Source organism: Aquibacillus rhizosphaerae, from assembly GCF_030282825.1.
In the GTDB taxonomy this organism is placed as follows: domain Bacteria; phylum Bacillota; class Bacilli; order Bacillales; family Amphibacillaceae; genus Aquibacillus_C; species Aquibacillus_C rhizosphaerae.
On sequence record NZ_JASTZU010000018.1, the window covers coordinates 174760 to 187714 of the forward strand.

Below are 12955 nucleotides of genomic sequence, written 5' to 3' on the forward strand. Positions count from 1 at the left end.
TTGATAACTGCTTTAACACGAATAAAGCCCCCATCACGAATTGTAGGGGGCTTATTTTACTAAGCATCTTTACGTATATAAGTCACATATTGCTTTTCTTCCTGTTCGATTTTTATGACTGTGTTACCATTCTTTGCACACCAACCTTTTATATCTTTCGTGAAGTTAGAGTCTGTTGCATATACTTTTAAAATCTCACCCGTCTTCAAAGTTTTCATCTTTTGAAATACATTCCTTAATGGATCTGGACATTGCAATCCAGTGACATCTAATTCGTGAGAAAATTCAACCTCTATTTGATAGGTGTTTCTATCTTCTTCTCCAGAATGAAAAACTGCGGAATAGGTTTTCCAACCACCATCTAAATTTTTCACTTTATAGCCATTAGATGTTAAGATTCGAGTTGCAAGGTAACCACGTAAACCCACTTGACATGTGACATAAATAATTTGGTCTTTAGGTAATTCCTCTAAGTGGTCTCGAATTTCTCCTAATGGTATATTTATTGATCCTTTGATAAAGCCTGCTTCTCTTTCAATAGGTTCACGGACATCGATTAGCATACCACCCGTTTCAATTATTTGATCCATTTCATCCCATTGAACTGTTTCCAAATCTTCATCAAGCATGTTAGAAGCAACGTAACCTACCATGTTGACTGGATCTTTTGCAGAAGAAAATGGTGGCGCATAAGAAAGCTCTAATTCCGTCAAATCATGTACCGTCAAGTTACCTTTAATAGCAGTTGCAATCACATCAATACGTTTGTCGACCCCATCGATTCCGACTGCTTGTGCACCAAAAATTTCCCCCGTCTTTTCATCAAAGATAAGTTTTAATGCAATAGGAGATGCACCAGGATAATACCCTGCATGGGAAGCGGGATGAACGTGCGCAACTTTATATGCTATTCCCTTTTGACTTAACATTTTTTCATTGTTCCCAGTTGTTGCAACCGTCAAATCAAATACTTTTGCAATACCAGTTCCTAGTGTACCTTTATAGGCTTCTTTCTTTCCATAGACGTTGTTGGCAACGATTCGACCTTGACGATTAGCAGGTCCAGCCAATGGGATCATCGTTGGCTGGCCATTAATATAATCCTTTACTTCAATTGCGTCTCCTAAAGCAAAAATATCTGGATCGTTTGTTTGCAAATACTCATTAACCTTTATGCCACCACGATCCCCGATTTCTAAACCTGCATCTACTGCTAATGAGTTCTCGGGTTTAACACCTATTGAAAGCATTGTCATATCTGTTATGATTTCTTTTCCACTAGATAAAATAATTTTCTTTCCGTTTTCTTCAAATGATTTCACACCATTTTCAAGTATCAAGTTTACACCTTTGTCTTTTAAGTGACGGTGAACAATAGCTGCCATTTCATAATCTAATGGAGCCATTACTTGTTTCGCCATCTCAACAAGCGTTACATTTACGCCACGATCCACCAAGTTTTCCGCCATTTCCAAACCGATAAACCCTCCACCGATAACGACAGCCTCTTTTGGCTTGCGTTCATCAACATAAGCTTTAATCTTGTCTGTATCTGGGATATTTCTTAGTGTAAAGATATTATGTGCTTCTTTGATCCCTGGAATTGGTGGAAAAGTTGGTTTTGCACCAGGAGATAGAATAAGTGCATCATAGCTTTCCTTATACGTTTCACCAGTTTGTAAGTTTTTCGCTTCAACTGTTTTATTTTCACGATCTATTCTGTTTACTTCTGTTAAATTACGAATGTCTAAATTGAATTTTTTGCTCATGCCTTCTACCGTTTGAACAAGTAATTTACTCCTATCTTTAATCGTCTCACCAATATAATACGGTAGACCACAGTTCGCAAACGACACATATTCTCCTCTTTCAAATAGTACAATTTGTGATTCCTCATCTAATCTTCTAAGTCTTGCAGCTGCAGTTGCACCACCTGCAACACCACCGACAATTATAATTTTTCTCATGATTAAAAACCCCCAAAGTTTTTACTTATACCCGTATAGGTATACGAACTATTATAATAACACATTTTAGAATTGGATGTGATATATATCACACATTATTATTGTTTTAAATCAAGAAGCTATATTACATATACCTTTTGTTTAAAGAAAAGAATGAGCACAAGAGTTATTTCCTAACTCCTGTGCTCTTCTCGAATGTAGAAACGTTTCATACAATTGATAAATAAGCCCCTATTGCCTCAACTACTTTGTCATGAATTCTTTTACTATTTATCTGTTCTTCTGAACTACACTATTACGAGCGGAAAAACTAGAAAGCTAAAAATGATAAGTTTTTCATATGCTATTGATACTATAATGTTGTATTATTAAAAACGGATTGAATATGAAGAGATGTTAAGGTTTATTTGAAGAATTATGAAGATCAAGAAGAATTTTTAGTATAAAGTATCCTCCAAAAGAAAAGGTTTATAGTAGTTATAGTTCGACTATTTTTGAACATAACCACCAAGGACGTATTCCAATAATCTCTTATCCCGAACTAATAATTATAGGAACATAACGATAAGTCTATAAAACGGCTAATCTAATATATATTATAGGAAGTGAAATCAAAATTACCGAAAATATCTCAAAAGTTAAGTATTCTTAGGTTATTGAGACAAAATACAAATTTGAGCTAATGTCTAGAATTTATTTTTTGGATCACTTATGTTTTGTAGGTTAAATATCCTGTATGGCATTCGTATAAATTCGATGTCAATAAAACTTAACTCCTTCTATTTTTCAACGAGTAATAACTAGATAGTACCTGATCCTACATGGTTAAGTGTCACTGTTTTCTTCAAGTCCAACAGCATATTCCCTTTTGAAACCATATGATTATGATTCTATAATGATATAAAATAGGAACTCCTTCTCCCCCCTTCACCCTAGGATGTTCCCTTGTTGAAGGTGTATGAAGATTCCCAGATAAAAAATATCCACTTAAGATTCTTCATTCATATGAATGTATGTTTGTTATGCGCTTTTTTTCCTCACCTCACCTCCTCTTCTCTATTAACGAATATTTTTGTAGCTTTTCAAATTAATTTTAGTTTTAATAAGGTATAAATGTACCTTTTAATTTGTTTTTATATCGTTCTAATTTCGAGATTTTTTTTAATGTAATTAAAGAACAAATTGCAGCAAATATAAGCATCCACTCATGTTCTTCACCTCTATTGTCAATGATCTTATTCAGAATAATCCCTCCTAAACTCCATTTTATAGCTTTATTGACAGCTGAGGAACAGATACAAATAGGTGCGTTTGAAGTAAGTTTACACCTGTAAGGCGTCATTCACTGCATACTGCAATAACATACTACCATATTGAAAATATATCATACTTATTTAATTATATAGAATATATAACTGTTCCCATATCATTTTAACATAAAATCCCAATATATCTTTAATTGCAAAAATAGATCGCCATATCCACAATTTTTAATTGCTATACATTAATTTTTAGTAACTATTACTTAGTAAACTATTCATTTTCGTGTACTTTCTAATATCTACTCGTCTTCGGATATCTTGGATTTTCTAATAGTAATAGTGAAGATTTAGGGTGATTGTTTAAAAGGAAATTTTGGAGTTTAGGGTTTTTATAAGAATGAAGATAATCAAACTTTTAACTAAGTTTAACACTTTGGATTATTTAGAATGTTAACGATTTACTACATACAAGCCTATATATACAAGCGTAAACATTAAAAAAATGTCTCAATATCTCAAAAAAATGTGATATTGAGACAATGCGGTTTCACAAATTCTATCTACAATTTCTTTCTATAAAATTCTCTACTACATGATTTAATGCTAGCCATTTTTTTGTGGGAACTTGGTGAAATCCATTTTTAATCATGGCTATTTCACTATTACCACAGCGATCGTAGAAACTATTATGTTTATTCACCCAAAATGAATTCTGTCCATATACGACGAGCAACGGTTCTATGATTAGATTTAACTTTTTAACACAATTATAATGATACGTTTCTTCATAATACTTGTACCAGTGATTCACATCAGAGTATTTCATGTGTTCAGCCAATATCTTTCTATATTCTGGGTCACGTGCATGACTGAATGCCAACAAATTTATCAAAGTGGTCGGTGAGCTCTTTAGTAAATTCATCCCCATTTTATATAACATGGTTAAACCAGGTGTTGCTACTCTTGGATAACCACCAGATAATACAATTGCCTTAGTTTTCAATGGATAACTTAATGAAAACTCTTGTGCGATCATTCCACCAGCAGAATAACCCAATATAATTGCTTGATCAATGCTTTCTTCTTCTAAAATTAAATTCAATTCCTTTACATACTGTCTAATAATTGGTCCATTCATAAATGAACGTGATTGCCCGTGACCACTTAAATCCGGCAAGATAATTCTGTAATGTTCGGCGAGTTTCTTTTGATAATCAAATACTCTTCGTCCCATCCCTGGTGGATGAATAAAAATGATTGGAATTCCATTTCCTAATTGTTCATAATAAACAATTCCGTTATCGAAAGTAATGCTCTTCAAGAACCTCTTCCTCCCTTCTAGGCTGTTGCTTATTCAGGGTTATATTTTTTTAGTGGCTTTTGAGCTGGTCCTTCTACAACTTCTCCAGTAACAGAAAATCTTGATCCATGACAAGGACAATCCCATGTCCGGTCCCCAGCATTCCAGTTCACTTCACACCCCATATGTGTACATGTTGTATCAACTACATGAACTTCCCCATTTGTATCTCTATAAACACCAGCTCTCTGGCCGTTTAATCTGACAATTCTTCCCTCATCCTCTTTCACATCTTCTATTTTTGTGGAGGTGAACTCTAATTTTCCTTGAATCATATGTTTAGCAACGTCTGCATTAATACTTGCAAACTTTTTCAAATCAGGGTCAGCATGAAATCTTGATGGGGCAAACAACTCTTTATAATCATTCGCCTGTTTCGTAATTAAATCTGTAATCAGTAGTGCTGCTGTAGTTCCGTTCGTCATTCCCCACTTTCTATATCCAGTTGCAATCAGAACTTCAGGTTGGTCTTCTGTAATCGGACCAATAAAAGGTACTTTATCTAATGTGGTTAAATCTTGTGCTGACCACCGGTAGCTATACTCTTTAATTCCAAAAGTTGAATCTGCAAATTTCTCCAATGCTTCATAATGTTCTATCGTTGATTTACCTTGTCCAGTTTTATGGTTTTCTCCACCTATAAGCCACAACTCTTCCCCGTCTACTGTAGTGGAACGAAGCGATCTCGTCGGTTGTTCTGCATTTATATACATGCCTCCAGGGTACTTTTTATCGGATTTCACCGCTACAATATAAGAGCGTTCTGGATACATCCTTGAAAAATAAAAACCTTGTCCACCATAAAAAGGAAAATGAGATGCAGCGACAACATGGTTACAAATAATCCTGTGTCCATCCCTTGTTAAAATAATTGGATGATCGCCGTTCTCAACATCAGTGGCTGTTGTATCTTCATAAATTAGTCCACCATTATCCTTAATATAATGTACTAATGTTGTTAAATACTGTAATGGATGAAATTGTGCTTGATTTTTCATAATAATGGCAGTTTTAATCGGTATATCAAAAGGTATTTCGTCTGTTATTTCCCCTTCGATTTCTAGTTTTTCATATGCTTTCATTTCATTTGATATTTTTGATACATATTTGTCTTCATTCGTGTACACGTAGGCATCTTGCTCTGAAAAATCGCACGCTATATTATGTTCAGTAATGGTGTCCTTTACAAACCTTTTTGCGTCCATTGCTGCTTGATAATATAATTTAGCCTTATTCTCGCCGAAATGTTGGATTAATTCATCATAAATCAGACCGTGCTGTGCCGTAATTTTTGCAGTTGTATGTCCTGTTGTACCATTAAAAAGTTTGCCAGCATCAATAACTGCCACTTTTAATCCTTTTTTCGTTAATAGGTAGGCTGTTGTAATTCCAGTTATCCCTCCACCAACGATACCAACATCTACGTGAATGTTTTCTTCTAGTCTAGGAAAGCTCGGTATATCAACGGATTCTCTCCAATATGGTTCTGGATACTGTGGTGTTTTGTAATTATTGCTCATCATAATCCTCCTGCGAAATGAAACATTTTTACATATTTTCCGCAAAATTATCTATTTCATGTACATAATTTGAAATTATAGCATCTGAGTGTCGCTTCGTTATAAAAAAAAAGACACGAAAGCCATAGAGTTATGGCTTCAGTGTCTTTGTATAAGTAAGTTACTTGCGCTTTCGCATCATGTCATAATAGCGCACTGGCTGTTTCACTTTTACTTTTGTAATCATCATTGGATGCCTGGCTATATCGACCTGAATTCCCTGTTCGTCCCAAATTTCATCAATCGTTTGTTTGAAATGATAAAAATTCGGTCCAAAGAATTCAATTTCATCTCCGACTTTGAACGAGTTTCGTTGCTGGATCGTAGCTATTTGTGTTCCTTCATCATAATCCAATACGAGACCAGCAAAATCATACTTAGGGATACGATCTGGTTTACCAAACAATTGGTCTTTTTCAGTTGGTTCATCGTAATAAAATGCGGTTGTTAGCGAGCGCTGTGCTGCTTTCCATATTTCATCCACCCATGCTTGATCTAGTTTATAATTTTCTGGGTCATCAAAATACGTATCAATTATTTTACGGTAAACGTTGACTACAGTCGCTACGTAATGAATACTCTTCATCCGTCCTTCGATTTTCAAGCTATCTACACCAAGTTCTAAAATATCTGGTAGATGTTCCACCATACTTAAATCCTGTGAACTCATTGTATAGGCCTCATCTGCCTTTTCAGATATATTTATAGAACCATCCGTACCATCTTCAAATAAGTCATAATTCCAGCGACATGATTGTGCACAACCACCTCGATTAGCATCACGGGAAGTCATATGATTGGATAAAACACATCTTCCCGAATAAGATATACACATGGCTCCATGAATAAATGCTTCAATTTCTATATCCACTTTTTCTTTCATCTCTTTTATTTCTTCTAACGATACCTCTCTTGCTAAAACAACACGTGGGATTCCTTCATTTTTCCAAAATTGCACAGTTCTCCAGTTAGCAATAGATGCTTGGGTACTGATATGAATCTCTAAATCAGGAGCACCTTCCCTACATGCTGTAATCAAAGCAGGATCAGCTATAATTACTGCTGCAATTCCAATGTCATACAACGATTTAAAATATTCCTGTGCACCGTTTAAGTTCTCGTTATGTGCAATAATATTTGCCGCAACATATACTTTCGCACCATATCTGTTTGCGAATTCTACTCCTTCTCTCATGTCTTCAAAAGAGAAATTTCCTGCCTTTGCTCTTAGGCCAAATTGTTTTCCGCCAATATATACAGCATCAGCACCATAATGAATTGCAAATTTAAGTTTCTCCAAATTACCTGCAGGTGCTAATAATTCTGGTTTTCTATTTTGTCTTGTAGTCATGTGCGTACACTCCTGATTAATATATCTGTTCTTTAAAATAAAATCCTGTATCAAGTAATCTATCTTCTGGTTGAATAGAAGCGATTCGTTGTCTTAGACTATTTAAATAATTGAAGCTATTGTATTGATAGCGATCAGTTAAAAAAAGATCGATTGCTTCCCGATAAAGAGTAACAATTGCTTGATTATAGCTTCTAGACTTAAACATGCCATTAATTCGAATACTGTCTATGCCTGCATCCAAAATAGGTTGTAAGTTCTCTATCATGCATAAGTCCTCGTTACTCATGATGTGTGTACCATTACAATCCTCAAAAACAGGGTAGTTACTTTCAGCCTCATTGAATTGCTTTAAATGCAGTCGTTTATCTCTACTATAGCTATCTTGGATATGATTATAATAATTCGTAACAAGCTTGCGCTTTGATTGAAATATGCACGTCATACCGTGAACTTGAATCTCTACTGGTATTTTCACTTCATTTTTAATGTCAATAATGGCATCTAGTGCTAGCTCATTAGAAAGAATTGCTCGTTTTATTCCTTTCGATTGCCAAAACTTTAATGTTTCATAGTTTGTAGATAACGTTTCAGGATTCCAAAAAACAGGAATCGATAGGTCGATTTCATCTAATATTGGAAAGATAGATGGATCTCCGCAAATGATACCGTCTACTTCTATCTCAATCAGTTGTTTGATATATGTTGGTAATTCAACTAAATCTTTATTATGAAAAATGGCATTCATAACGATATATACTTTCTTATTCGAACGATGCAAAAACGTTGTTGCTCGTCTTATTTCATCTAATTCAAAATCTCCAGTAACTCGAAGTCCAAACGATTGATGACCAATTGTAATCGCATCTGCACCTACGTTGGCCAATGTTTTTAATTCTTCTAGATCTCTTGCAGTTGCTATTAATTCAGGACGATAAGAAGTTATCATACGTTCACCTCAAAATTTTCTACAGTCTACACCTCATTATGACTTTTTATAGATAAAATTCAGTGATTTTTGTCACAATATATACGGTTTTCTTAAATGGGGTATCTTAGAAGGATTACTGAAAAAATCTAAAATAGAGGTTGATCTTAGCTTTAGAAGTATGATGAAGACAAAAAAAGCTGCAATAATGTTAACGGGTTCCGTTACCTATCGCAAATCTCGAAATTGCATTATAAAAAGCATATAGATTTGTTTAATGAATTAAACCGTGTTTTGTAGTTATATTTATAATTTTAATTATAAAAAAACTCAGTTTCAATAAACTGAGTTTTTTCTGTATATTTTCAATTGCTCCTACAACTAATGCCAGTTACTTTAAGTGTAATGATTCACAATGGTGTGTGCCTTGCAGTGAAGAAACTATGATTTTTCTTTAAAAGCGATAACTATGAATACTATACCAATTATTATAAATAACAAAATAAAAATGTTATCAAAAAATGAAATATTTGGATTAGTCTCCCATGAACCCGTATTTGTTTGTGCAAGCCAATATACATAAGAACTCAAACGTTCAATTGTATAAATTAAACCACTTGTCAAAATGAACAATACACCTAAAATTAAACTTGTATTTTTATTCATATAGCCTCCCCCTACAAATAACCCTGAACTTTAGCAGAATAAGAGCTTCCTTAATTGGACAACTCCTTATTAAAATATGAGCACCCTTTAGCCTTTAATTTCCACAAACTTAAAAAGTACGGCAAAACTTGCTGCATTAAAAAATAAAAAAGATTCCAAAGAACAGAACTATTGTCCATATGTATGAAGTAAAGATAGTTTTGTTAATACGATTGTTATTTCACTGTTTCTTATGTTCAATCGAAAAAATAGAGAAATATTAAAAATAGAAAGTATATAAGGAAAACATATAGGAGTGACCGCCACTGTTCAACCCAGGTCATAATGGGTCCTACTTCCCCCTACTAAAAAAATTATAGATAATACACTAACTGAGATACTAATCTTGGGCATCAAATTCCAAAAGGACCGTTCTAAAATATTGTTACTCTTTTTTGCCTCAAATAAAAAAATTAAATAGAAGCAACATAAAACCACTGTTATGATAATAAATGTGATATAAATGTTGTTTGTTGGGGTCCAATTTGCAGAGGGGCTAACAATTCTATTACCCTCATTTCATTCTAATACCGCCATCAATATTCCTATAGCACCTAATGTCAGAATTTGAAGTAATAACCATTTCACGCGAGATGCACCTCCTAACCATATTACGAACGACTATGGTAAAAGTTCTCAAATGATTTCTATTATTCAACCTAACTGCTTCGTTACTTTATGTACAAAGGTTAACATATCATTAAGGTTATCTTAACATGAAATTCCATTTATCCATCTTATTTTCAATATAAAAAGGTCATCAATTTTAACTACCTTCTTGTTAAACTCTTGCTACCCGTTACTTTAAATACATCTATAGGCAATCTCTAAATTACATTTAGTTTTTAACTAATTTTTCCATTCTTTTTTTAGAGCTTTTAGGTTAAGGTAGATACCATAACCCCCTGCTATGATTAAAAATATATGCGATATTCCGAAATCTACTTCAATCCAATACTTGAATAATAATAAAAATGTAACGACAATAATGACTATGGCAATCATATTTATAAAGTATTTATTCAAACTTCTCACTCCTCTTCTTTAGGAAAACTGCTTCTTTAGCTCAATAAGCAATAGGAACTGTGACATCAACAACCTTGTGCCACTTAAGCCACCCGTTTGTTGAATAAGATTTCATTCCAGTTGATCTATTATTTCTAAAATATCTTCTTTTGAGAATACATCTCTTTTATTGAGTGGGGTTTCCTTTATAGTGGAATGACATAAGATAACTTAATTCATTATCAATCCAAGCGATATATTGTATATACTGATCTTCTGCATAATAGGCGTTTTCTCCATCCATAAGATTGATTTCTTCAAAATCCAATGAATTATTTCGTTTTAATTTTTTTGTATTTTCGACTTCTAACAGAATATTGCATTCTACTCCTCCGTACCTTAATTCAATAATTTCACTTCGTTTATCTGTTTTATTATGTATTGCCGACTTCTTCTTTATTGGGAAAGATGAACTATCTTCATTAATTTGCTTAGGTACAAATGATATTACAGATAAAGCCTCTTCTTGCGGTATCTGTTCACCATATGTTATTTTCTGTTCTTCAATTACTTTTTCGTTCTTACAACCTACAAGCATAATCGCCAAAACTAAAAAAAATCTATATCTTTCAATCCTAATATCCCCCCTCAATTCTCTTGTTCAACTCTTCTAACCGTTTAAGTGTAATTGTTCACAATTTCTATATTTATTTTAACATAAATACTCAAAACACCTTGCAAGATCAAGCAAAAACATATTAATTTACATACGGATTTTCAGGTCAAAATGTAGACATACACTGGACATTGTCATCTAACAAATAGAGGTGCAAATTACACTAAAATTTTAATATATATTATTAATAAAATGTTTTTACACCAACAAAAAATGACCAACAAATCATCATACAATTTGGTGGTCATTTTATATTACATTTTTATGTTTCGATTGGTAACGGAACCAGTTACAATAATATTCAACCTTCTTTTCATCTAATGTTCTTTTTAGAAATTGATTAAAATGGCTCACCTATAACATTAATCTGTTAGTTATCCACTGTGTCTTGATATGAGGGTATATCAAACACATGCTCTGCGCTTCGCACAGCTTGTATAACTGCTTTTTCTATCACGGTTGAAGCTAGAAAACCAACTGTATTTAAATCAGCTTCCACTTTATTTGTAGACATTGCAAAGATCGTATCACCATCAACCATCGTGTGGGACGGTCTCATTGTCCGAGCAAATCCATCATGAGCCATCGCTGCAATTTTATTAGCCTGAGCTTTTGTTACTTTGGCGTTGGTTAAAACAGTACCAATCGAAGTATTACCAGAAAATCGGTTTGTAACCGAGGAATGCTGTAATTGGTAAATCATTTGTTGTTCTGTATTTAGAAACATCTTTTTCTTTCGGTCATATGCACCAGCAATTATTTGGTTCGTCATAGGATCATAAATATCCCCAAAGCTATTGACTGCGACGATTGCTCCTATTTTAAGCTCACCGATCTGGAGTGCATACGTGCCCATACCGCCCTTCATTATGTAGTCTGGACCTAAGCACTTACCAACTGTTGCACCAGTACCTGCTCCCAAATTTCCATGATGTTGACTAATTTGATTTACATTTGCACAAGCTTCATATCCCATTGCTTTGTCTGGTCTAATCAATGGGTCACCGTTTATTAAATCAAACAATATCGCACCTGTAACGATGGGAACTTTAGCTACTTGTACGTCAAACCCCACTTCTCTTTCCTCCAAATATTTCATGACACCAGATCCAACATCCAATCCATAAGCACTACCACCTGCTAAAAATACAGCATGAACGGCTTCTACCAAATTCTCAGACTTCAACAAGTCTGTTTCTCGTGTACCTGGTGCACCTCCTCTTACATCAACACCTGTAACAGCTCCTTGTTCATTTAAAATAACTGTACACCCTGTAGCTGCTTCATCGTTTTGTGCATGTCCAATCTTAAAGCCTTCTATTTCAGAAATCTTAATTTGATTCATCTGTATATCCCCTTTCGGCAACACTTTTTCATAGGCTTGTTTTAATTTGATAATATAAGGTTAAACAGTAAATAACAAATATTTTGAGGTGATGTTAGTGATACGTGCACATTTAATTGTTAGTGGAATGGTCCAAGGAGTTGGATTTCGTGCAACTACTCAAATGCAAGCAGATAAAATTGGAGTTAATGGATGGGTTAAGAACCTGTCAGATGGTACCGTTGAAATAGAAGTAGAAGGAAAACCAGAAAAGGTTTATCAACTGATTGATATCATTAAAGAAGGACCAAGTCGATTTATAAAAGTGAACGACGTTCATGTTGAAGTTTATGAAGACCTGAAAGGTTATGATTCATTTTCAGTAAAATAGTAAATTTTATTTCATTATTTATGCAAGTGCTAATTTGACTCCCATAGGAAACTAAATATACATTCTTTGACATATATAAATGTTCAGCATGAAAAGAGGCTGACTTCGTAGTCAGCCTCTAATACCTTTATAATTGCATGAAGGAATAAGTACGTTTTACTCGGTTACTTATTTTTCTTCAAAAAACTTACGATTTAACGCAATGTATTCGTGCTCTTTGTCAGGCACTTCATCTTCCATGTAAATTGCTTCTACAGGACATACTGCTTCACAAGCCCCACAATCAATACATATATCTGGATCGATATAGAACATATCTTTTCCTTCTTCTATACAATCTACAGGACAAACTTCAACACATTCGCCTGCTTTCTCTTGTTCACAAGGTGATACGATTACAAAAGCCAAGAAAATTTCCTCCTTTATT

The 12955-nt window shown here is 33.9% G+C and carries 10 protein-coding genes; 1 reads left to right on the forward strand and 9 read right to left on the reverse strand.

The window, feature by feature from the left end; translation table 11 throughout:
- Window positions 1–59 precede the first annotated feature (59 nt).
- The 8 genes from QQS35_RS04385 to QQS35_RS04420 form a co-directional block, all read right to left on the reverse strand.
- Window positions 60–1967, reverse strand: coding sequence for a CoA-disulfide reductase (locus QQS35_RS04385; protein ID WP_407933939.1), 1908 nt, complete (start codon window positions 1965–1967; stop codon window positions 60–62).
- Between the two features lie 1818 nt (window positions 1968–3785).
- Complete coding sequence (locus tag QQS35_RS04390; protein ID WP_285930632.1) at window positions 3786–4550, reverse strand: alpha/beta fold hydrolase; 765 nt, start codon at window positions 4548–4550, stop codon at window positions 3786–3788.
- A 29-nt stretch (window positions 4551–4579) separates the two neighbouring features.
- Complete coding sequence (locus tag QQS35_RS04395; RefSeq protein ID WP_285930633.1) at window positions 4580–6109, reverse strand: FAD-dependent oxidoreductase; 1530 nt, start codon at window positions 6107–6109, stop codon at window positions 4580–4582.
- Window positions 6110–6269: 160 nt separating this feature from the next.
- Window positions 6270–7499 carry a peptidase U32 family protein gene (locus tag QQS35_RS04400; protein ID WP_285930634.1) on the reverse strand — a complete coding sequence of 410 codons (1230 nt, stop codon included), beginning with the start codon at window positions 7497–7499 and terminating at the stop codon, window positions 6270–6272.
- 16 nt (window positions 7500–7515) lie between these two features.
- Window positions 7516–8448, reverse strand: coding sequence for a peptidase U32 family protein (locus QQS35_RS04405; RefSeq protein WP_285930635.1), 933 nt, complete (start codon window positions 8446–8448; stop codon window positions 7516–7518).
- A gap of 420 nt (window positions 8449–8868) precedes the next feature.
- Complete coding sequence (locus QQS35_RS04410) at window positions 8869–9093, reverse strand: hypothetical protein (protein WP_285930636.1); 225 nt, start codon at window positions 9091–9093, stop codon at window positions 8869–8871.
- Window positions 9094–10324: 1231 nt separating this feature from the next.
- Entirely contained in the window at window positions 10325–10789 is a 465-nt protein-coding gene (locus tag QQS35_RS04415) for a hypothetical protein (RefSeq protein WP_285930638.1), read from the reverse strand.
- Window positions 10790–11183: 394 nt separating this feature from the next.
- Window positions 11184–12158, reverse strand: a complete 975-nt coding sequence (locus QQS35_RS04420; RefSeq protein ID WP_285930639.1) for a P1 family peptidase — start codon at window positions 12156–12158, stop codon at window positions 11184–11186.
- 91 nt (window positions 12159–12249) lie between these two features.
- Here QQS35_RS04420 and QQS35_RS04425 point away from each other — a divergent pair, with 91 nt between their 5' ends.
- Window positions 12250–12528, forward strand: coding sequence for an acylphosphatase (locus QQS35_RS04425; protein ID WP_285930641.1), 279 nt, complete (start codon window positions 12250–12252; stop codon window positions 12526–12528).
- Window positions 12529–12696: 168 nt separating this feature from the next.
- Here QQS35_RS04425 and QQS35_RS04430 read toward each other — a convergent pair whose 3' ends face one another.
- Entirely contained in the window at window positions 12697–12936 is a 240-nt protein-coding gene (locus tag QQS35_RS04430) for an indolepyruvate ferredoxin oxidoreductase subunit alpha (RefSeq protein ID WP_285930643.1), read from the reverse strand.
- Between the last annotated feature and the right edge of the window lie 19 nt (window positions 12937–12955).

Bases quoted from the DNA above. Each gene is read 5' to 3' on its own strand.
- QQS35_RS04385 (WP_407933939.1), bottom strand. From the start codon at position 1,967: ATGAGAAAAATTATAATTGTCGGTGGTGTTGCAGGTGGTGCAACTGCA.
- QQS35_RS04395 (WP_285930633.1), bottom strand. From the start codon at position 6,109: ATGAGCAATAATTACAAAACACCACAGTATCCAGAACCATATTGGAGA.
- QQS35_RS04400 (WP_285930634.1), bottom strand. From the start codon at position 7,499: ATGACTACAAGACAAAATAGAAAACCAGAATTATTAGCACCTGCAGGT.
- QQS35_RS04405 (WP_285930635.1), bottom strand. From the start codon at position 8,448: ATGATAACTTCTTATCGTCCTGAATTAATAGCAACTGCAAGAGATCTA.
- QQS35_RS04410 (WP_285930636.1), bottom strand. From the start codon at position 9,093: ATGAATAAAAATACAAGTTTAATTTTAGGTGTATTGTTCATTTTGACA.
- QQS35_RS04420 (WP_285930639.1), bottom strand. From the start codon at position 12,158: ATGAATCAAATTAAGATTTCTGAAATAGAAGGCTTTAAGATTGGACAT.
- QQS35_RS04425 (WP_285930641.1), top strand. From the start codon at position 12,250: ATGTTAGTGATACGTGCACATTTAATTGTTAGTGGAATGGTCCAAGGA.